The sequence below is a fragment of the [Clostridium] symbiosum genome (assembly GCA_036419695.1).
GTDB classification, from domain to species: Bacteria; Bacillota; Clostridia; order Lachnospirales; family Lachnospiraceae; genus Otoolea; species Otoolea symbiosa_A.
Genome location: CP143946.1, coordinates 3,519,454 through 3,539,742, shown reverse-complemented (window position 1 = coordinate 3,539,742; position 20,289 = coordinate 3,519,454). Strand labels below are relative to the sequence as shown.

The window sequence follows — 20,289 nt, the reverse complement described above, 5'->3', positions numbered from 1 at the left end:
AAATACCGTTTTTGGCAGGACATGTACAACAACAGGGGCGGTGCAGAATGAAAGGGGCGGATTTTAGATGGAACTTCTGATTGTGGACGATGAATATTATGCGGTGGAAGGGCTGAAAAAGCTGATTAACCGGATTGATTCTCCGGTTCAGAATGTCTTCTGCGCTTATAATTTAAGAGATGCCAAACAGATATTTTTACAGAATAATATTGATGTGATGCTCTGCGACATTGAGATGGAGGAGGAGAACGGAATCGATCTGCTGCGCTGGGTCAATGATTACTCCCCGGATACGAAAACCATCTTTCTGTCATGCCACGACAGGTTCCGGTACGTCCAGCAGGCGCTTCAGCTGGGGGCGGTCAACTATATCCTGAAACCGGTCGATGAGGAAGAGCTGACCCGACTTTTAGATTCCGCCCATCAGATGATCCTGGAACAGAACAGGAGATTCTGTGATTTAAAGCTGGCAGAGCTGATGAAAAAGTATGTTCCGATTCATCAGAAGCGGGAACCCGGTATGTCCAATCTGCTGCGGGAGGTGGACACGTTCATTGTGGACCACATTGATGAGTGCATCAGCCGCAAGGATGTGGCGGATCACGTATTTTTAAATGCCGATTATATGAACCGGGTCATCAAGAAGGAGACCGGCCTGTCGGTCGGAGAATATATTGTCCAGAAAAAGCTGTCGGTTGCCAAGTTTCTGCTGCTGGAGACGGATATCCCGGTCGGCGATATTGTCTTCCGGGTAGGCTATACCAATGTGGCGTATTTTAATAAGTCCTTCAAGAAGGAGACGGGGGTGACACCCAGGGAATACAGGAGAAATCATACGGCGGAGGAGGCATTATGCAGGAGGGAGTAAAGGAAGAAAAGTATTTCAGCATCAATTTCCGTTTCAGGATTATGACGGTATTTATCATCTGTGCCATGATTGTGATTCTCCTGCTCAATTATTCGCTGTCGATGAGGACATATGAAAAAAGCATTCTGGAGGCCAATTCCCAGCTCATGGATATGTCGATGAAAAGCGTGGATGACAGTCTGATGAAGAACAGCGAATTTCTGCGGATTATCCTGACGAATAACATGAATGTATATAATATGGCGGAAGCGGAGACAGAGTCAGAGTCAAATCTGGCTCTTTATCGTTTGTTTCAGGATATGGAGAAAAGCATATTGGGGCTGACTTATTATGATGCCTTCTTTATTCTGGACGAGAAGTATAATACGTTTAATACCGTGGGAAATGATGAACTTTCCCTGGAGGAGAAGGATATCATGGGGCGGTATCTGAAAGAAAAACAAAGGGATCTCTCCTGGCAGAACGGTAACTGGCAGATCCATCCCGTATCGTCTACAAATTATCTGCTGATTGCCGAAAATATGGACGGCATTATGATTGGCGCCTGGCTCAATATGGAACATCTGAGTGAGCAGATAGAGTCGGGGAGCTTCGGAGAGGGGGCCGCCGCCTTTTTTACAGACGGTGACGGAAAAGTGTTGTCCGGTTCTTTCCCCTCTGCCGGCGGAACCCTTTCCATGAAAAAAGGAGAGAAGATATACAGGGCGGAAAATGGGGAGCGTTACCTGGCGGTGGAACGGGAATCCCGGTTCGGCGGTCTGGTGCTGCATACCATGGTTCCGATGGATAAGATAGCCGAGGAACTGTCAACGGCGCGCAATGTCACGTATATCACAATATTCGGATTTGCGGTCCTTCTGATATTCCAGATCTATTTTTTCAGGGTTCTTCTGGTGGGTCCGTTAAATGAACTGGTCCTGGCCATGCGTCTCATTAAAGAGGGGGCGGACATGCCGAAGGCACGCCCTGGAAATGTCGCCAATGAATACAGGGTGGTTTATGACACGCTGGATGAGATGGTGGACGAGATTAAAGAATTGAAAATTAAGGTATATGAGGAAGAACTGAGGAAAAATGACATCATGATGGAGTATTTAAAACAGCAGGTCAACCCTCATTTCTTCCTGAACTGCCTGAATATTATCTACAGTCTGACCAATATGGAAGATTACCGCTTAATCCGGCAGATGGTGGAGTATCTGATCAAATATTTCCGCTATATCTTCGGAAAAACGGACGAACTGGTGCTGATCCGGGACGAGATTTCCCATCTGGAAAATTTCCTGCATATCCAGGAGATGCGCTATCCGAACCGGTTCCGCTATCAAATCAGGGTGGACGAAGAGGCGGGAACGGAGAAGATACCGCCGCTTCTGATTCAGACTTTTGTGGAAAATTCTATTAAGCACTCCGGCATGCTGTCCAGCAACCAGCTTCTGGAAATTAAGGTCGGCGTTTCATGGGGAGAGGAACTGGAAATTACGGTATCCGACAACGGAAAAGGGTTCAGCTTGGAAATACTGGAAAAACTGCGCAATAAGGAAAGCATTCTCTACGACAACCGGAAACATATCGGCATTGAGAATGCAATCCGCCGGACCAACGTGATTTATAACGGGGAGGAAAAAATCTCTTTCTACAATGAAAATGGCGCCCATGTAAAGATTGTGCTTCCACGGACCGACGTTCCAAAACATACCTTTTAACGGCCAAAACAGACGTCTTAAATGTCGCCTCAACAGGTCGGATTTGTTATAACACCGAATGAAACGGCTGTGGTAAAATCAGGTTATATTAAAGAATTATATGAGGGAACAGCAAGGAGGGTAAGATGGAGGAACAGAGAATTTCTTTATCGGAGACAAATCCGGACGCATTTATGCGTCTGCGTCTGAACATGAAAAAGGAAGGCCCGAGGCCTGCGGTCGTGTATTTTCCTGGGGGCGGTTATCATAATATCCATGAGCCGAGCGTAGAGCCGGTTGCCGATTTTTTCAGGAAAAAGGGGTTTCATGTTTTTGTAGTCAACTATTCAATCAATGAGAAGGCGGCCTATCCGGCCCCGCTTCTGGAAGCGTCCAGGGCGGTGTGGCTGGTACGGAAAAACGCCGCCAAATGGAATGTAGATCCGGAACGCATCAGTCTGTTGGGCATGTCTGCCGGCGCCCATCTGTGCACGGCGCTGAGCACGATGTGGCAGTATGAGGAATGCCAAAGGGACGGCATGCCATACGGCGGAAACCGGCCGAATGCGATTGTCACGGGATATACGCCGACAATCTTTGCCGACTTTTTTGAACAGCCGCCGGAAGTGCTGGCCAATTTTAAGGGTCAGGGACCCGGTAACCTTTTGGGAAAGGAAGGGACGCGCTGGGCGGATATTCACGAGCTGACGACCCACGACCTTGTTACCAAAGATACATGTCCCGCTTTTCTTTGGAAATCCACAACGGATTTTCCGGGAGATACGTTCGCCTATGCCAATGCGCTGAAACGGGAAGGGATTCCGTATGAGGTCCATGTGTTTTATGACGAGGGAGTTAACTGCGTGGGAATGGGCAAAGAAGGGGCATCGGCCAATACGATGATGTGGCCGGAACTGGCGGTTAACTGGCTTTACAAGGTTCTGAGAATCGAGGTTTCATAAGGAAAAGGGGAGGTGGGAAACTTGAAATTCAGTCGAAAACGGTGGTTGTTCCTGCTGTTTGCCCTGGGGGCGGCGCTCGTGGCGAACGGATGCAGCCGCAGGGAAGAGGACAAAAAGGGCCAGGAATTGCCGGTGCTGAACGTCATGTTTGCATCCTATGGGGGAAGCATACCTTCGGACCTTCAGGACGTGGAAAATGCCCTTAACGTGATTCTGGCGGAGAAAATAGGGGCGGCGGTGAAGCTGAATGTTTTCTCCTCCTCGAGTTACGATACCCAGGCAAACCTGATGCTGACCGGGGACTCGGTGGATTTGATGGCCACCAGCACCAACACAAGCTACGCGCAGTGTGTGACCAAAGGTTTTTTTATTGAGATGGATGAACTGCTTGAGCAGTACGGACAGGGGATAAGGGAGGCGCTTGGGGAAGAACTCCTGCGCTGTACCCGCGTAAACGGAAAAATGTACGGGATTACCGGAATTCCTTTGGTAATGGCGCAGGATACCAGCTTTGCGGTCCGCAATGACATTCTTACGTGCTGCGGGATTGACCTTTCCTCCGTCCATACGGTGGAGGATGTGGAGCAGGTCCTTCAAACGATCAGGGACAACCATCCCGACATCATCCCGCTTGCCAATGCAAGTACAAAGCTTGGGTATAAGAGCCTTCAGAACCTGTTTTTAAACAGCCACGGACTGGAGGATTTGGGGGACGGCTGTGTGCTGGATTATGCGACAATGACGGTTTCCAGTCTTTACAGCCATCCGGTTTACGAGGAGCTTGCGGCCCTTATAAGAGACTGGCACGGGAGAGGACTGCTGATGCCGAACGCCTCGACCAATACGGATTCGCGCAACAGCCTGATGAATGCCGGCCGTGTGGCCGCAAGCGTTGCCTTCTCCTATAACCCGGCGAATTCCATGCGGGAGGATGCAATGTACAATACGACGACGATCCATCTGGGAAACAGCCCGATTCTTGTGACGGGCATGATGCAGCTTACCTGTTGGGGAATTCCCGTTACATCGGAGCATCCCGACAAGGCAATGCAGTTCTTAAACCTTCTTTACACGGATGCGGAGATTGGCAATCTGCTGCAATATGGGATAGAGGGCGTCCACTATGAAAAGACGGAAGAGGAGAACGTGATCCGGTATCCGGAGGGCGTGGATGCAACCACTACCGGTTATTTTCTGAAAAGCCCCGGAATTACGGATATTAACCCGGAATGCTTTGTGATGGAACCGCTGCCGTCGGATATTTATGAGCAGGTCCTGGCGTTTCGTGACACCTTTGCCGTATCCCCGATTGTGGGATTTACGGCGGATATGACGGCCTGCAAATCGGAGGTGGCGGCCGTTGCCAATGTGATGGCCCAGTATGTGAACCCGCTGCTTTCGGGTGTGGTGGATGTGGAACAGGTGCTGCCGGAGTTCCGACAGAAACTGAAGAGTGCGGGCCATGAAACAATTATCAGAATGAAACAGGAACAGCTTGACAAATGGCTGAGTGAGAACAGATAGAGGGAGGATTTATTTTACAGTGGAAGCAAAAGAATATGTGTTTTTATCGGAGTGCCTGGGCGGCGAAGCCAAGGTTATGATTTTTGTACCCAAAAACAGGGAAAATGACAGAATAAATTCCATTCCGGTATTGTGGACAGTGGGGCCGGGCGATCACAAAAAATGGATGATGCAGAGCGATGTCTGCCGTCTGGCGGAGGAGGCCGGGATGGCCGTAGTCAGCGTGGACACCACAGATACCTGGGGAGGTTTAAACCGGCCCGCTGAGAATTACTATTTTGAAGATTACCTGACCCGGGAACTGCCGGCTTTGGTAGAAACGGTTTTTCCTGCCTGCCGGGAACCGGAACTTAATTATATTACGGGTTTTTCAAAGGGCAGTTACATCGCTTTCAGGATGGGAATGAGCCATCCGGAGCGGTTTGGAACCGTCATCTCGATTGGGGGCGGAGGACTGGATGCCTATAGTTTTTACTATGATATCGGAACAATGAATCCGGGACTGATTGAGCGGATGTTCGGCCTTAAAACACCGGAAGAATTTGAAAAATCAGACTACAATCCGGAAAATCTGGTTGACCGTCTTTACCGGGAAGGCAGGAAACTGCCTGCGCTCTACCTTTTCTGCGGCGAAAAGGATGCGCTTGCCAGGGTGGTAAATGTGAGGATGCATATGAAGCTTGAGGCATTAAATATCCCGCACAATTTTACACTCTTTGACAGCGGCCATGACTGGGTTACGGTAAACAAGAGTATTGAGAAAGTGATAGAAGAAATGGGGAGGTCATTATGGAGTCGACGGTAACAGTAAATCAGACGGCAAAGCATACATTTTTTACAAGGACATTCGTGGTAATACTGGTAATCCAGTGTTGTTATAATATGGCGGCAACTTTTATCGCCACCCCCATCGGACGCCAGGGAGTCAGTCTTGGGGCCAGCATGACATTTCTGGGAGTTCTGTCTTCCGTTATGTCCGGAATGTACATGGTAATGCGTCCGGTGGCCGGAATCGCCATTGACCGCATCAATCCGAAATACGTGCTGATCGGTCAGTATACCCTGCTTGTTACCTCCTACGTATTATCGGCGGTGGCCGGAAATCTGGGAGTTTACGTTGCCAGCCGTCTGGTATACGGCCTGGCCTTCGGGGCCATCGGCGTTACGATGCCGACGGTGGTAGGCCGCGCAATGCCAAAGGAAAAGATGGCCCAGGGGCTTGGCCTTTATATGATGCTCCCTTTGGTGCTGAAGATTTTCACACCGAACATTTCCCTTTTCCTCGTGGATAACTGGGGATTTGCCGCCAGCTATACGGTATCAATCGTCCTGATCGCCATAGCCCTGATTCTGCTGATCACTCTGAAAATTGATTTTACAGCAGGGGTGAAAAAAGAGAAAAAGAAATTTTCATGGAACAATATTATCGCGGTGGAGGCATTTCTGCCGACGCTTTCCAATATTTTTACGGGGATGGTTTTTACCGCCGTTATCATGAATATCGTAGTATACGGGGACGCCATGGGATTTGGACAGATTGCCCTGTTTATGACATTCTATAATGGCGCCCAGGTGGCGACCCGCGGACTGGGAGGCTATCTGGCGGACAAGATCGGAATCCGCAGGACCATGTATCCCTGTCTCATTCTGATGATAGCCACCGTGGCGATTCTGGGGAGCACGGACAACTTTACCATGGTACTGGTGGCGGCCGTCCTGTTCGCCATTGGATTCGGCGGCGCACAGCCGGTTATGACGGCAGTCTGCATGAGAACCGTGAGCCGTGAACGGGCGGGAGCAGCCAATGCGACCTATATGCTGGGAGCCGACGTGGGAACCATGGTCGCTTCCACCGTAGTCGGAGTGCTTATTGATGCGTTTGGGTTCCAGCAGATGTATCTGTATATGATAATCCCGGGAGTGATGGCGCTTTTGACCTTTGCGCTGACGATGAAGGTGATGGGGAAACAGATTATTGCTGCAAGCCGGAAGGAAGAGGTTGAGGAATGAGAACGCCGCCGGGACGGCCGGGGCGGAATGGTGAGAGGGAGGTTGTGAGTCTTCAGTCCCGGTTTGGGGGTTGTTGCGGGTGGGGAATCCGGGGAAAAAAATTCCTACAGGGACTCGCTCCCGTTTGTGAAATGCGCAGCGGATGCTGGATTCGACAAAACCTGCCACCGCACGCTTTTGCACTAAGCTCGATAGAACCTCGCTAAGTGCTCAATGTGTCATCAAGCACCGGCGGATTCCAAGGCCCCTTTCGGAAAGTTTTTCCCCTCCTTCCCCCAAAGGCAGGCTATGGTCCGGGACGGAAGACGCGAAGGTTTTCGCCATTCCGGCCCGGGCTGCGGCGGCTGATTGGTTCTATTCTTTCTAGGGGGAGGTATTGTCGTGGCTACTACGTTACTTCGGATGCCGGGGTGATGTTCTTTTTTAAGCTCTTAATTAATTAATTTTTTTCTTGCAATCCCATGTCCACCATGCTACGATAAATTTAAGCAGGGTTTCGGAAATTCTATTTCAAATCTTAACATTCTTATGCCGGATATGGCATTCAAAAGACTCTTTGCTTAACGATCCAATACACCGTAGGCAGGGAGGCAGAGGTTCTTCCTGTCGGAATTTACAGAAAGGAAGAAACGTCATGAGGGAAGAAGTAAGACGATCCGGGAAACAGACGGAATTTAAGGATGAGCTGCAGGTTCCGGAGGATATGGAGTTTAATCTGAGTGATTTTGCACTGTTTTTGTCAGTCATGAAAAACAGGGAGGCACATCAAAATGTACTGAGCATTATCATGGAGGAACCGGAACTTAAGCTGGCAGAAGTCCATGTAGAAGAGGTTGTTTTAAACCGTATCGGCAAACGGGCCATCCGGCTGGATGCCTGGGCTGTGGATAACCGGAACCGGCATTATGCTACGGAGATGCAGAATGATACGGAGAAGGATGATGTAAGGCGGAGAGCCCGGTATTATCAGGGGCTTTTGGACACCCCGCTCTTAAAATCAGGCAGGGAAACCCGGTATAAACACCTTCCGTCCACGATTGTGACTTTTATAACCCAGGAGGATATTTTCGGGTGTGATTTGGCAAAATACACCTTTAAGGAACATTGTGAGGAAATAGCCGGTCTTTGCCTGGAGGATGGGACTACCAAGATTTTCTTAAATATGACAAGTAGAAATGGGGAGCCGACCCTGGTCAGTCTGCTGCAGTATATGAAGGAAACGCGGCTGGACAATCCGGAAGTTGTAATAATGGATGAAAGAATCCGGAAACTGGATGAAATCGTAACCGAAGTGAAGCAGTCAGAAGAATGGGAGGCTGTGAAAATGAGTATATTATCTGTTGGGATAGAGCGTGGAATGGAGCGCGGCCGTGCGGAGGGATTGGAATGCGGCCTCAGAGAGGGCCGGTATTGCAAACTTAAGGAACAGACTGAAAGAAAACTGGCAAAAGGAAAGAGTGCAATAATCATAGCGGAGGAACTGGAAGAAGAGCTGTCTGTGATAGAGCAGGTAATTCGGGAATTGAAGGAAGAACAGGAGAATTCCAATTGATAAATGGGATAACACAATAAAATGAAATGAAATGATAAAGGCGCTGTTTCATACCTGATTTAAGGGCATGAAACAGCGCCTTATATTGAGTGGCAATGAAAAGTTCGCGGAGCGTGCTTTTCGTTGTTGGTGACGGCAGCCTGTGCTCAGGACAGCGGACTGTCGTTAATTGACCGTGATTCGTCCATAGAGTTTTTTGCCTTTTAGTATGGTAAGCTTAGAAGGAGCGCTCACTCACTGGCTGACGGCCGGGCTGCTACCGCCTCCGACAGTTTCTTCTTGGCCTTACGGCACTTACTGTAGCACAGACAGGCGGCGACGATCCAGGATATCCCTTCGCTGTAAGGAACGGATGGGAAGCCCAGGGGAGCGACTAGCAGAGCTGCAAGGGTCAGGCGGACGACGAGTCCGGTGATATTGCAGATAGCCGGAGTGACTACATTGCCGGTTCCCTGAAGGAAACCGATAAAAAGATTAAGCATCCCAAAAACAGGATAAAAGATGGACAGCATAAGCAGGAAGCTCTGCCCCAGGTTGGCAACCTCCTCACTGACGCCGAACAGAAGAATGAACGGTTTGCCGAAGAGGATGACAATTCCGGCGATGGTGACGGAAAGGGCAAGCATCATTTTAACTCCGATGGAATAGCCCTCCTGTATTCTCTTATACTGTCCGGCTCCCATATTCTGGGCGGTGAAAGTGGAGACGGCGGAGGCTACGCTGACCGCAGGCAGCATGGCAAGGGAATCGAGCCGGTAGGCGGAGGTGATGGCCGTAACGGCCTGCACGCCCAGCGTATTCATGATGCCCTGTAAAATGATGCTTCCAAAGGACATAACTCCCGACTGGAGCACACAGGGGAGGCCGAGCCTCGTCTGTTCCCTCAATGCCTCCATGGCAAAATTGTGCCGGCAGGGTATTTTCCTGATGACATGTATGTACAGGTATATGAGGACATAGAGACAGGAGAAGAGCTGCGACAGCACCGTTGCCAGCGCGGCGCCCATGATTCCCCAGTGGAATACGGCCACAAAGAGGATATCCACAAGGATATTGGTAAAGGTGGCGATGACAATGGCTTCCATGGAGGTTCTGCTGTTTCCCATACCCCGCAGGACGGAGCTGCATATGTTATAAAGCATGACAAACGGAATTCCAATGAAAATCACGGAAATATAAGTTTTTGTCATGGCGAAGATACTTGCATCCGTATGCATCATGGCCAGCACCTGATCAATAATGCCGAGGCTTAGAAAGGCCATTACGATGGAAGCGGGGAGAAGATAGAGAAAGGAGGTGCGGGCTGCCTCCCCGATTTTCTCCTTCTCCTGACGTCCCGTCAATTGGGCAATATAGATGGAGACACCGGTGGTAAAACCGATTATCACGTTGGTAAAGAACATGACAATACTGGTTGAAACACCGATGGCGGCGACCGCATTCTCACCGATAAAGTTGCCGGCAATCATGGAGTCGGCGATATTATACAATTGTTGCAGCAGACTGCTGGCCACAAGAGGGGCAGCAAACTGAAACAGTATTTTTGTGATATTTCCTTTTGTCATAGATAACTCCTGATTCATTACTGTTTAGCCGAAGGCCGGGCTGTAGGCTATTATGGCCTGGATGGCTGATCTCATCATAGCATATGCGTTTTAAAAAGTCACTGATTTTCAGTGCTTCTTGTGAAGACAGCAGTTAGTATAGAAGCGGGGCTGCCTCTGGAAGACGGCGGAGGAGGATGCAGCTGCCACGTCGATAACTCTCCATTTTCAAGGAAGAAGACGAAGCTGCGGCCGTCCCGGCGTCGTTGTCCTTTCTGCTTTTGTTCCCCGGTCTATAGATATTTTATAAAATAGTAGTGGTTAACAGGACTGGGGTTATGATATAATGTCCGCATTGCGGACATTATATCATGCGCATGCAGATTTCTGCGCTTGCCGCAGAAAGTCTGGCGCTGAATTCCGTCGGAGACTCATATTCACGAAGTGGATATGATATACTACGAGCACTAAATCCGGGTTCCTAAAGTATTGGGATCCAACGAAAGAACATTATTAAAAAGGAGAATATCATGCTGCAATTTCATGGAAGTGAAGAATATATCGCATCAGACGAGCTGATCCGCAGTGTCAATATCGCTGCCGCATTAAAGAAGCCTCTGCTTCTGAAAGGGGAGCCGGGAACCGGAAAGACGATGCTGGCCGAGGCAATCGCCAATTCTCTGGGGATGGAGCTTCTGATCTGGAATATTAAATCCACGACCAGGGCACAGGACGGCCTCTATGTTTATGATACGGTCCAGAGGCTGTATGACAGCCAGTTTGGGACAGAGGGGGTAAATGATATCGGTAAATACATCCGCCTGGGCAAACTGGGGGAGGCTTTTAAACGGGATAAGCAGGTGGTTCTGCTGATCGATGAGATTGACAAGGCCGATTTAGAGTTCCCGAATGACCTTCTCTGGGAACTGGACAAGATGGAATTCTACATTCCTGAGACCGGGGAGACGGTGAAGGCGTCGGTGCGCCCGATTGTCATCATCACCTCGAATGCGGAGAAGGAGCTGCCGGACGCATTCCTGAGGCGCTGTATTTTCCACTATATTGCATTCCCGGATGCGCCGATGATGGAGCGGATTATAAAAGCCCATTATCCGGAGCTGGATCAGAAACTGATTGACGGGGTGCTGGATGCATTTTACAGGGTCAGGGATATCAGGGGACTTCAGAAGAAACCGAGCACGTCCGAAGTGCTCGACTGGATACAGGCGCTGGCAATTGGCGGAATTTCCGTAAAGAAACTGGAACGGGAGATACCTTTTGCCGGAGTGCTGTTAAAAAAGACAGAGGACTTAAAGCAGGTGGAGAACAGACATGTTTACTGATTTTCTTTATCTTTTGCGCCGCCAGGGGATGAAGACGGGGCTGAATGAGTGGAACAGCCTGATGGATGCTTTGTCCATGAATCTGAACGAGGCCAGCCTGACGGAGTTTTACTATATGGCCAGGGCGGTTCTCGTAAAGAAAGAATCGGATTACGACAAATTCGACCAGGCCTTCCTGGAATATTTTAAAAATGTCACCACGTACGAAAGTCTGCCCCAGGAGGTCCTCGACTGGCTCTCCAAAGCCAGGGAACAGACGCCCTATGATAAGGATGAGGTGGATGCCCGCTTTGACGGTCTTGGCCTGGACGAAATCCGGAAAATGATGGAGGAGCGCCTGAAGGAACAGCACGAGCAGCACCACGGCGGCAATAAATGGATCGGGACGGGCGGAACGAGTGCATTCGGCCATTCCGGCTACAGCCCCAAGGGGATACGGGTAGGCGGCCCGGGTAAGAACAGAAGCGCCCTCCAGGTGGCGGAGGAGCGCAGTTACAGGGATTTCAGGGACGATTCTGTCCTTCAGGTACGGCAGTTCCAGATTGCCCTTAGAAAGCTGCGCCTTCTTTCCTGCCGTGAAGACGGTCCGAAGACGGAACTCAACGTGGAGAAGACGATAGAAAGAACGTGTGACCAGGGCGGAAGACTGGAGCTTGTCATGGAACGGCCGAGAAAAAATCAGACGAAACTGCTCCTTCTCATGGACAGCGGCGGCTCCATGTGGAGTTATGCAGAGCTCTGCAACAGGCTGTTTCAGGCGGTGGACCGGTCCGCCCATTTTAAAGATTTGAAGGTGTACTATTTTCATAATTGTTTTTATGACTATCTGTTTACAACGCCGTCCTGCAACTGGAGAGAAAAGGTGCAGACGGAGTGGGTGATGAACAACCTGAAATCGGAATATAAGGTGATTCTGGTGGGGGACGGAGCGATGGCTCCGTCGGAACTGCTTTACCGGGGCGGGAGCCTCGATTATTTTCACCGCAACGACAAGACAGGCCTTTACTGGCTGGAGACATTAAAACGGAGATTTCCATCGTCTATCTGGCTGAACCCGATCAATGAAAAGGTTTGGGATTACACATACGGCTATCAGACCATCGGCCTGATACGGGAGCGGATAGCCATGTTTCCCCTGACGGTAAGCGGACTGGAGAATGGAATCAAAACTTTGAAAAAAGGAGAATAGGCAGGGAATGTGCCAGTTGATGACGTGATAAAGTGACAGGAGGAAAGACATAAATGGAACAAGTGGAAACGCTTCTTTGGCTGTCCGACAGCCTGGAGATGCATACAATCGCCGTCCGCAGGATGATTCATCAGAAACCGGAGCTGGCCTTTGAAGAATATAAGACGGCAGGGCTAGTGATGCAGGAGCTTCGGCGGATGGGAATTCCCTACGAGGAAAGTCCGGTGGAGCCAGGAATCGTTGCGGTAATCGACAGCGGTAAGCCGGGGCGGCTTTTAATGCTCCGGGCCGATATGGATGCACTGCCCATCGAAGAGACAGCGCAGGTGCCTTTTCGTTCCCTGAATAAAGGCATCATGCATGCCTGCGGCCATGATGTACATACGGCAAATTTGCTGGCTGTCGGAGAAATTCTAAACCGAATGAAGGAATTTTGGTGCGGCAGGGTTAAGTTGGTATTCCAGCCTGCGGAGGAGCGCGGAGGAGGCGGCCGCCAGATGATAGAGGCAGGGCTTTTGGAGGAACTTCCCGACGCCTGCATGGCGCTTCATGTGACATCCGATCAGCGGGGAAAGTTCTATGTGGGCGTTGGCCCGGTGACGGCGTTTTCCGACCGATGTAAAATTGTGGTGCATGGAAAAGCGGCTCATTCCTCAGAGCCGCAGGAGGGAGTTGACGCCGTCTATATCGCCGCTTCGATCATCGTCGCTCTCAACACGCTGGTGCCGAAGAATTTAAGCCCTATGGAGCATTCAACTCTTAATATGGGGATGATATCCGGCGGAGCTGCTCTCAACGTGATTACCGACCGGGTTGAAATGCATGGCATGATGCGCAATGCTGAATCACAGACCAGGAGAGTTATGATGGAGAAGATACGTTCCCTGTCGGAAGGGATTGCATCCGCCATGGGCGGAAGTTGCGAAGTGAAATTTGAAGAGGGGTATGCGGCGGTTTATAATGACAAAACCCTGGCAAAGCAGGTGGTTTCCACTATCAAAGAGAATGAGAAATCGCTTTATAAGGGGTTTCTCACAGATGAGCCGTATCCGGAAATTGTCACCGGCGATCTTCTCAGACTGGCTTCGGAAGATTTCGGCTTCTTTTCACAAAAGGTGCCTTCCTGTTATATCATGATGGGTACAGGCGAAGGCGCTCCGGTTCATAATCCGGACTTTAAGGTGGATGAAGCATATATAAAGCTGGCGTCGAGGACGATGGCCGCTGTTGCGATAGAATATCTGAAGGACTGAAATAAGAAAATTATATAGAAAAACCGTTCGGACAGGCCAAGACCATGAAAGGAAAAGGCATTGGTATATCCGGACGGTTTTTTGCGTGCATTATTTTCAAGCTCGCTACAGCAGCTGCGTATTCTTAAGCAGGAACGGAAAGTTTTCTTTCAGGTGGTAGAATTCCGCGAGATGGGTCGCAGTCAGCCTCACAGCCAGCTCTTCATCCCGAGCCTCGATGGCGTCGGCGATCATCAGGTGAGTGACGCTGGCAGTCATAGCTTCAACAAAACGGTATGAGAGCATTACCTCCATCTGCCGGAGAAACTGTGACTGATATTTTTCCAGGACAGGATTCCTGGCAATAATACTGAGCTGCAGGTGGAAAAGGTAATCATTGCGTATCCGTTCCAGACGTCCGGCGTTCTCGTCTATCATACAACATTTCTCTGCCAGAGTTCTGAGACGGTGAAAATCTTCATTACTTCCACGGAAAATTGCAAGGCGGACAGCCATGGAATCCACCGCGATCCGCATAATTCCCAAATTCTGGATCATCTCATCGTCATAGGTAGCGACCTGTACAAAACGGTTGGGATAAATTACTACAAGCCCCTCATTTTCAAGCTGTTTTAGAGCATTTCTTACGGGAGTACGGCTGACACCCAATTCCTGTGCGATGGCGACCTCCGGGATGCGATCCCCTGGTTTCAGTTCCATATTTAAGATAAGGTTTAATATATGGTCATATACAGGTTCTGTCAAACTGGCAGAAGATTGTGTTTTCATCAATTCTCCCCCTCCTTATTTTATTTTCAAACAGATAATCGAATAAATGATATATCTATTATATATTAAAATTCCCATTAGTTCAATAATAAAATGAGATTTTTATAAAATATAAATAACTTTATAAAGTATATAAAAACTTTATTACCAAAAATAAGGCTTTATATTTGTTAAAAACGCCAATTGAAATTTATATTATTTGCAGATATTATATTAAATATAAAACAACTTTATAAAGTTTAAATAATTAAATAAAATGTTGAAAGCATAGGGAAGTAAGGAGAAAGGAATATGTTAAATGAGAAAGAGGCAAAAGAGTTAAAACTTTTTTCGAAAACAATCCAGATGTATACGATGAAAACGATCGGCTCCCTGGGAGTAGGACATGTGGGCGGCTCTTTATCCATAGCGGATTTGCTGGCAGTGCTTTACGGTAAAGAGATGAAATTTGACAGTAAAAATCCAGAATGGGAGGAGAGGGACTGGCTGGTTTGTTCCAAAGGACATGCCGGTCCGGCTATTTATTCAGCACTGGCTCTTAAAGGTTATTTTCCGGAAAGTGAATTGATGACGCTTAACAGGCCTGGTACACACCTTCCAAGCCATTGTGACAGGAATCTTACGACAGGAATTGATATGACGACAGGCTCTTTGGGACAGGGAGCATCTACAGCAGCCGGAGTGGCTTATGGAATGAAACTGGACGGCAGAGAGAATAAGGTTTTCCTGATTCTGGGTGATGGTGAAATACAGGAAGGCCAGGTGTGGGAAATGGCGCTTTTTGCAGCCCAGCGAAAACTTTCCAATCTGATTGCGTTTGTGGACTATAATCATATCCAGTTGGACGGGTATACAGATGATATCTGTTCATTGGGAGATATTAAAGCTAAATTTGAATCCTTCGGCTGGTTTGCCCAGGATGTAAACGGTCATGACGTCAATGAAATACAGAATGCAATCGAAAAGGCAAAGTCACAGAACGGCCGTCCTTCCATGATTGTATTAGAGACGGAAAAGGGCCATGGATGGAGTGAAATAGCGGGAGGCATTAACGGCCATTGCCCTACTGTGTCACCGGAGCAGCTTAAGGCAGCTTTGGCTGAGATGCAGTCTGATTACGAGAAAATTGAGGAGGGCTTATTATGATAAAGACAACAGATAATATTTGTCCGGAGTCAATGGAAATGAGAAAAGCATTCTGTGAAAGTCTGATAGAATTGGCCGGAGAGGACAGGAATGTTATAGTTATGGACGGGGATCTGATGGGAGCTATGGGAACGAAGCCATTTGCCGGCGAATTCCCGGAACAGACTCTTGACTGTGGAATCCAGGAGGCAAATGCGGTCGGAGTAGCCGCCGGTATGTCTGCGGTAGGGAAAATTCCATTTGTCCACTCATTTGGCCCGTTTATCAGCCGGAGAGCATGTGATCAGGTATTTATGTCCGGAGCTTACGCAAAGCTGAACGTTAAACTGGTCGGTTCCGACCCCGGCATAACGGCTCAGATCAACGGAGGCACTCATATGCCGTTTGAGGACATGGGGATTATGAGAGGAATTCCGCAGATGACCATTGTGGAGCCGACTGATATTACGATGCTCCGTTCCGTAATGCGGCAGATGAAAGAAAATTACGGGATGTACTATATGCGTCTGGTACGGAAATCATGTATGAAGATATATGAGGCAGGTTCAGAGTTTGAGATAGGGAAAGCCGTTATATTGAGAGAAGGAAGAGATGCGACGGTAATAGCCAGCGGATACTGCGTTGCGCAGGCGCTTAAAGCGGCGGAGGAGCTGGAGAGAGAAGGGGTTTACATACGTGTTATAGATATGTTTACCTGGAAGCCGGTAGATGAAGAGACAATTGTTAACGCTGCGAAGGAGACAGGAGCCATCGTCACGGCCGAGAACCATAATGTGATAAATGGGCTGGGCTCAGCAGTGGCCGAGACAGTGGTAAAGCACAGTCCTGTGCCGATAGAGATGATAGGCGTGCAGGACCAGTTCGGTGAAGTGGGAGATTTAGATTATCTGGCCGGCCGGTTCGGGCTGAAGTCTGAAAATATAATAGAGGCAGTGAAAAAAGCAATGAAGAGAAAACAGCAGAGCAGAGAAAAAGAATGGCAATAAGAAAATAATAATGCAGAGAAAACAGGAGGAAAATCATGAAAGCGCTTGTCAAATTTGAGCTTGGGGCTTTGAATGTTAAGGTTATGGAAGTGGAGAAACCAAAAATCTCGCCCGACGAAGTTTTGATAAAGGTAATGGGGGCAGGAATTTGTGGGACGGACCTTCACATACTGAAAGACAACAGTTATCCGGTCAAGCCTCCCGTCATTTTAGGACACGAGGTATCCGGGGTGATTGAGGAAGTGGGAGAAAATGTAAAAGGCTGGAAAACAGGTGACAAAGTAGTAAGTGAGACGTATTATTATACTTGTGGAAACTGCTGTTTCTGCAAGACGGGCAATATTAATCTATGTGAGGAAAAGCTCTCCATCGGCAGCGGGGTAAACGGAGCCATGGCGGAATTTGTAAAAGTACCAGCCAAAAATCTTCACTTATTTCCGGAATCACTTTCTTTTGAAGAGGCATGTATGACAGAGCCGCTGGTATGTTGTGTCCAGGCCGTATTCCAGCACGGCAGACTGTCACCGGAGGATTATGTGGTACTGACCGGCCCGGGAACCATAGGACTTTTGACACTCCAGGTCATTAAGCTGTTTGGCTGCAAGACAGTCGTGTTGGGAACGAGGAAGGATGAAGAGAGACTTCAGAAAGCCCTTGAGCTGGGGGCGGACAAGGTCATGTACGTGGAGGATGAGGACATCGCAGCACAGGTGAAAAGCTATTGCCGGGGAATCGGTGCAGATGCCGTGTTTGAATGCTCAGGCGCAGTTCCTGCCATTCGTCTTGCCATGGATTTGATGCGGAAAGGGGCTCATTACACACAGGTTGGCATACCAAGCAAAGATGCGCCGATTGACATGGGCAAGGTTGTACTGAGAGAATATACGATAACAGGTACGTATGCGACAAGGCCTGTATGGTGGGATAAAACGATAGAACTCCTGAACGACGGAAAAATTGATTTGAAATCCCTGATGAGTACCGCATATCCTTTGGAGATGTGGGAAAAGGGATTTGATGAGGCAGTCCGTGGGGAAGGATTCAAACATATTATATTGCCGAACAGTTGAGTGGCAGACGGAGGGGTAAAATGAAAAAAAGCATCAAAATCATATTCATTCTATTTAATACGGTGTTATTTTTAAGTAACTTTATTTTGGTGGCATTTTTGCCTAAAACATTGCTGTTTGGGTGGATGCCGTCACAGTTTGCTTTTATGGCAGGCTCAATGGTTATAGCCAGTGCGGTTTGGGGACTTTACTTTAATAAATTTTATGATACGCAGGGGCATATTGACGAATTGTACGGAGAAGAGTAGGAGGGGACAAAATGAGAACAGAATATTGGATTGTCTTAGGTATCTTATGTTATGCAGCTTTTATGGTGTTTCATGGCTTTAGCAATTTTAAACAGACATCAAAATCAGCAGAGAGTTTTTTCAATGCGGACCGCGGTGTTAATTCTTTTGTGCTGGTTTGTACTACAGCGATCTCCGTATACAGCGGCTTGTCCTATTACGGATATCCGTCCGGAGTATATAGCGGCGGGATTGGTTATCTTGCAGCGGCCGGCTGCGCGGTCAGCGGACTCTTGTTTTGCCTGATCGGTTACAGGATTTGGATTCTTGGAAAAGAATATGGTTTCCAGACGCCGTCAGATTATCTGAGAGAGCGGTATTATTCGGAAGGATTCGGCCTTTTCGTGGCAATCCTGCTGGTATTCTTCAGCATCCCCTATATCGCAGTGCAGTTGATCACGATCGGCGAAGGTATTTCAGTAACGACAAACGGCGTATTTCCTTATCTTCCGGCCGTTCTTTTAGGAACGGTCTGTGTATCCTTACATATTATCGGAGGTGGTATGAAATCTGTGGCCTGGCTGGATACATTTCACACCATCCTGGGCGTTTGTGCCGTATATATTGTCGTTGTCTATCTCGTAACAAGATATTTTCCAAACGGAGGACTTGTAGAAGCGGCAACAGCCGTAGCGAGCAACCCTGAGACGGCTAAAACATTAAGCACACCCGGACCAAGCGGAGCCTATACATGGAAGGGAATTCTGAACATGGCTCTGACCGGCGCCGTGGCTACGATTGTATGGCCCCACGTTTTTATGAGATGCTATATAGCAAAGAGTACTAAGAATTTCCGTGTGATGTCGTGGGCTCTGCCTCTGGCTCATCTGATACTGACGTTTGGACTTGTCATTGTCGGCTCCATCCTGGCTCCTGCAATTTTAGGCGCAAACTTTCCGGAGCCTGACAAGGTAATGCCCATGCTGGCAAATCAGTATTGTACGCCGCTCATTGCCTTTGTATCGATTCTCTGCCTGTTTGCATTTGCGGTTTCAACTGCGGATTCCATGCTTTTGTCGGCCAGCGCCATGGCATCCAGAGACATTTATATCCGGCATTTTTATGAGAAAAAAGGCAGAAGCGTAGACTCCAGAAAGGTAGTTTATTTCGGCCGGGTCGTATTGGTTGTGGAGATGATTGCCTGTATTTTTATTACAGTGACAAAATCGGCTTCCATCATTGACTATGCCTATAAATTATCCTCTCCATTCTTTGCAATGATTCTCCCGTGTACCATCGGAGGTCTCTTCTGGAAAAAGGGAACAAAAGAGGGGGCTATTGCAGGAACGGTCAGTGGAGTAATCATTACAACTATTTTTACATTCTTTGTTACGCCGCCGTTTGGTTTCTCTGCGCTTCTCTGGGGACTTGCGACAAACATTGTATTTTATGTTGGCGTCAGCCTTATGACTACGGTGCCGGCTGAAATATCTGAAAAGTATATTACACGTGTTGAACGTATAATAAGCGGCAGCACGGAGATATTTGAAATCACGAATGCGGCGGTTGCTGAAGCAAAACAGGCATAGAACAATCAGGGGAAAGGGACTCGTATATGAACAGTGTATTTCAGGCTTATGGGATTCGTGTGAAGTATCCGGAGCGGTTCAGAATTTATATAAATCAGAGGCAGCAGTTTAATAACAGAAATGGGATGGTAAAGTTCGACGATACGGTCGGCCCCCAGGACGGCCGGATTTCACTTACTGTTTCCTGGGAAGAGGCCAAAGAACAGACCGAATTTGCAAAACAGTATCTGGAACATGCCGAAGATCATTATTCCAAAAAAGTAAAAAACCGTTACAGGATATTGGAGAAGGAACGGCTCACCAGGGATGGCCATGAAATTGCATTCCTGCATACACTGCTCCTGTCCCAGACCCATATTTTTAAGGTGATGGGAAAAAACATTCAGCTTGAAATTATGCAGACAGCCCGTTATTGTGATGAGACAAATCGAATTATTATCGCGACGGTTATGGCGGAACGCAGCTATTTTAAGGGACATGAGTCCGGCTTAAAACAAATGCTTCTGTCAGTCGAATGTCATGCGGATTCCGGTTTAAATGAGCCGGATCTGCTTGAGGAAAGTGAGTGATAGG

Annotated in this window: 18 protein-coding genes; 16 read left to right on the top strand and 2 right to left on the bottom strand. The window is 48.4% G+C overall.

Annotated features, from left to right (window positions below; all coding sequences use genetic code 11):
• Positions 1–67: 67 nt before the first annotated feature.
• From V3C10_16100 to V3C10_16070, 7 genes are all read left to right on the top strand, one after another.
• Positions 68–868, top strand: coding sequence for a response regulator (locus V3C10_16100; GenBank protein WVP60825.1), 801 nt, complete (start codon positions 68–70; stop codon positions 866–868).
• Positions 853–2,574: a histidine kinase gene (locus V3C10_16095; protein WVP60824.1), complete on the top strand. Its 1,722-nt coding sequence runs from the start codon at positions 853–855 to the stop codon at positions 2,572–2,574. Before V3C10_16100 ends, V3C10_16095 begins: the two co-directional genes overlap by 16 nt.
• Before the next feature lie 125 nt (positions 2,575–2,699).
• The gene (locus V3C10_16090; GenBank protein ID WVP60823.1) at positions 2,700–3,515 is read left to right on the top strand and encodes an alpha/beta hydrolase; all 816 of its coding nucleotides are present in this window, start codon (positions 2,700–2,702) and stop codon (positions 3,513–3,515) included.
• Positions 3,516–3,536: 21 nt separating this feature from the next.
• Positions 3,537–5,039 carry an ABC transporter substrate-binding protein gene (locus tag V3C10_16085; protein WVP60822.1) on the top strand — a complete coding sequence of 501 codons (1,503 nt, stop codon included), beginning with the start codon at positions 3,537–3,539 and terminating at the stop codon, positions 5,037–5,039.
• A gap of 19 nt (positions 5,040–5,058) precedes the next feature.
• Complete coding sequence (locus V3C10_16080; GenBank protein WVP60821.1) at positions 5,059–5,844, top strand: alpha/beta hydrolase-fold protein; 786 nt, start codon at positions 5,059–5,061, stop codon at positions 5,842–5,844.
• Positions 5,829–7,049, top strand: a complete 1,221-nt coding sequence (locus tag V3C10_16075) for an MFS transporter (GenBank protein WVP60820.1) — start codon at positions 5,829–5,831, stop codon at positions 7,047–7,049. The genes V3C10_16080 and V3C10_16075 overlap by 16 nt, the downstream gene beginning before the upstream one ends.
• 634 nt (positions 7,050–7,683) lie before the next feature.
• Entirely contained in the window at positions 7,684–8,601 is a 918-nt protein-coding gene (locus tag V3C10_16070) for a hypothetical protein (GenBank protein WVP60819.1), read from the top strand.
• 230 nt (positions 8,602–8,831) lie between these two features.
• Here V3C10_16070 and V3C10_16065 read toward each other — a convergent pair whose 3' ends face one another.
• The gene (locus V3C10_16065) at positions 8,832–10,166 is read right to left on the bottom strand and encodes an MATE family efflux transporter (GenBank protein ID WVP60818.1); all 1,335 of its coding nucleotides are present in this window, start codon (positions 10,164–10,166) and stop codon (positions 8,832–8,834) included.
• Between the two features lie 509 nt (positions 10,167–10,675).
• On the opposite strand from V3C10_16065, the gene V3C10_16060 reads away from it, so the two are divergent.
• From V3C10_16060 to V3C10_16050, 3 genes are read left to right on the top strand one after another with little or no spacing between them, the layout of a single operon-like run.
• Positions 10,676–11,488 carry a MoxR family ATPase gene (locus V3C10_16060; GenBank protein WVP60817.1) on the top strand — a complete coding sequence of 271 codons (813 nt, stop codon included), beginning with the start codon at positions 10,676–10,678 and terminating at the stop codon, positions 11,486–11,488.
• The gene (locus V3C10_16055; protein WVP60816.1) at positions 11,478–12,677 is read left to right on the top strand and encodes a VWA domain-containing protein; all 1,200 of its coding nucleotides are present in this window, start codon (positions 11,478–11,480) and stop codon (positions 12,675–12,677) included. The genes V3C10_16060 and V3C10_16055 overlap by 11 nt, the downstream gene beginning before the upstream one ends.
• Before the next feature lie 53 nt (positions 12,678–12,730).
• The gene (locus V3C10_16050) at positions 12,731–13,930 is read left to right on the top strand and encodes a M20 family metallopeptidase (protein WVP60815.1); all 1,200 of its coding nucleotides are present in this window, start codon (positions 12,731–12,733) and stop codon (positions 13,928–13,930) included.
• A gap of 105 nt (positions 13,931–14,035) precedes the next feature.
• Here the strand turns inward: V3C10_16050 and V3C10_16045 are convergent, their stop codons facing one another.
• A complete protein-coding gene (locus V3C10_16045) occupies positions 14,036–14,698 on the bottom strand; it encodes a GntR family transcriptional regulator (protein ID WVP64642.1) in 663 nt (220 codons plus the stop codon).
• 291 nt (positions 14,699–14,989) lie between these two features.
• On the opposite strand from V3C10_16045, the gene V3C10_16040 reads away from it, so the two are divergent.
• Genes V3C10_16040 through V3C10_16015 form a run of 6 tightly spaced genes read left to right on the top strand, consistent with a single transcriptional unit; the run spans position 14,990 to position 20,285 of the window.
• The gene (locus tag V3C10_16040) at positions 14,990–15,844 is read left to right on the top strand and encodes a transketolase (protein ID WVP60814.1); all 855 of its coding nucleotides are present in this window, start codon (positions 14,990–14,992) and stop codon (positions 15,842–15,844) included.
• Complete coding sequence (locus V3C10_16035) at positions 15,841–16,830, top strand: transketolase C-terminal domain-containing protein (GenBank protein WVP60813.1); 990 nt, start codon at positions 15,841–15,843, stop codon at positions 16,828–16,830. The genes V3C10_16040 and V3C10_16035 overlap by 4 nt, the downstream gene beginning before the upstream one ends.
• Before the next feature lie 35 nt (positions 16,831–16,865).
• A complete protein-coding gene (locus tag V3C10_16030) occupies positions 16,866–17,900 on the top strand; it encodes a zinc-binding dehydrogenase (GenBank protein ID WVP60812.1) in 1,035 nt (344 codons plus the stop codon).
• A 20-nt stretch (positions 17,901–17,920) separates the two neighbouring features.
• Positions 17,921–18,148, top strand: coding sequence for a hypothetical protein (locus V3C10_16025; GenBank protein ID WVP60811.1), 228 nt, complete (start codon positions 17,921–17,923; stop codon positions 18,146–18,148).
• 11 nt (positions 18,149–18,159) lie between these two features.
• Positions 18,160–19,716, top strand: a complete 1,557-nt coding sequence (locus V3C10_16020) for a sodium:solute symporter family protein (protein ID WVP60810.1) — start codon at positions 18,160–18,162, stop codon at positions 19,714–19,716.
• Between the two features lie 26 nt (positions 19,717–19,742).
• The gene (locus V3C10_16015; GenBank protein ID WVP60809.1) at positions 19,743–20,285 is read left to right on the top strand and encodes a hypothetical protein; all 543 of its coding nucleotides are present in this window, start codon (positions 19,743–19,745) and stop codon (positions 20,283–20,285) included.
• The last annotated feature ends 4 nt before the right edge of the window (positions 20,286–20,289 follow it).

Coding starts and splice junctions, on each gene's coding strand:
- V3C10_16100 (WVP60825.1), top strand. CDS start 68: ATGGAACTTCTGATTGTGGACGATGAATATTATGCGGTGGAAGGGCTG.
- V3C10_16095 (WVP60824.1), top strand. CDS start 853: ATGCAGGAGGGAGTAAAGGAAGAAAAGTATTTCAGCATCAATTTCCGT.
- V3C10_16090 (WVP60823.1), top strand. CDS start 2,700: ATGGAGGAACAGAGAATTTCTTTATCGGAGACAAATCCGGACGCATTT.
- V3C10_16075 (WVP60820.1), top strand. CDS start 5,829: ATGGAGTCGACGGTAACAGTAAATCAGACGGCAAAGCATACATTTTTT.
- V3C10_16070 (WVP60819.1), top strand. CDS start 7,684: ATGAGGGAAGAAGTAAGACGATCCGGGAAACAGACGGAATTTAAGGAT.
- V3C10_16065 (WVP60818.1), bottom strand. CDS start 10,166: ATGACAAAAGGAAATATCACAAAAATACTGTTTCAGTTTGCTGCCCCT.
- V3C10_16060 (WVP60817.1), top strand. CDS start 10,676: ATGCTGCAATTTCATGGAAGTGAAGAATATATCGCATCAGACGAGCTG.
- V3C10_16055 (WVP60816.1), top strand. CDS start 11,478: ATGTTTACTGATTTTCTTTATCTTTTGCGCCGCCAGGGGATGAAGACG.
- V3C10_16050 (WVP60815.1), top strand. CDS start 12,731: ATGGAACAAGTGGAAACGCTTCTTTGGCTGTCCGACAGCCTGGAGATG.
- V3C10_16045 (WVP64642.1), bottom strand. CDS start 14,698: ATGAAAACACAATCTTCTGCCAGTTTGACAGAACCTGTATATGACCAT.
- V3C10_16040 (WVP60814.1), top strand. CDS start 14,990: ATGTTAAATGAGAAAGAGGCAAAAGAGTTAAAACTTTTTTCGAAAACA.
- V3C10_16035 (WVP60813.1), top strand. CDS start 15,841: ATGATAAAGACAACAGATAATATTTGTCCGGAGTCAATGGAAATGAGA.
- V3C10_16030 (WVP60812.1), top strand. CDS start 16,866: ATGAAAGCGCTTGTCAAATTTGAGCTTGGGGCTTTGAATGTTAAGGTT.
- V3C10_16025 (WVP60811.1), top strand. CDS start 17,921: ATGAAAAAAAGCATCAAAATCATATTCATTCTATTTAATACGGTGTTA.
- V3C10_16020 (WVP60810.1), top strand. CDS start 18,160: ATGAGAACAGAATATTGGATTGTCTTAGGTATCTTATGTTATGCAGCT.
- V3C10_16015 (WVP60809.1), top strand. CDS start 19,743: ATGAACAGTGTATTTCAGGCTTATGGGATTCGTGTGAAGTATCCGGAG.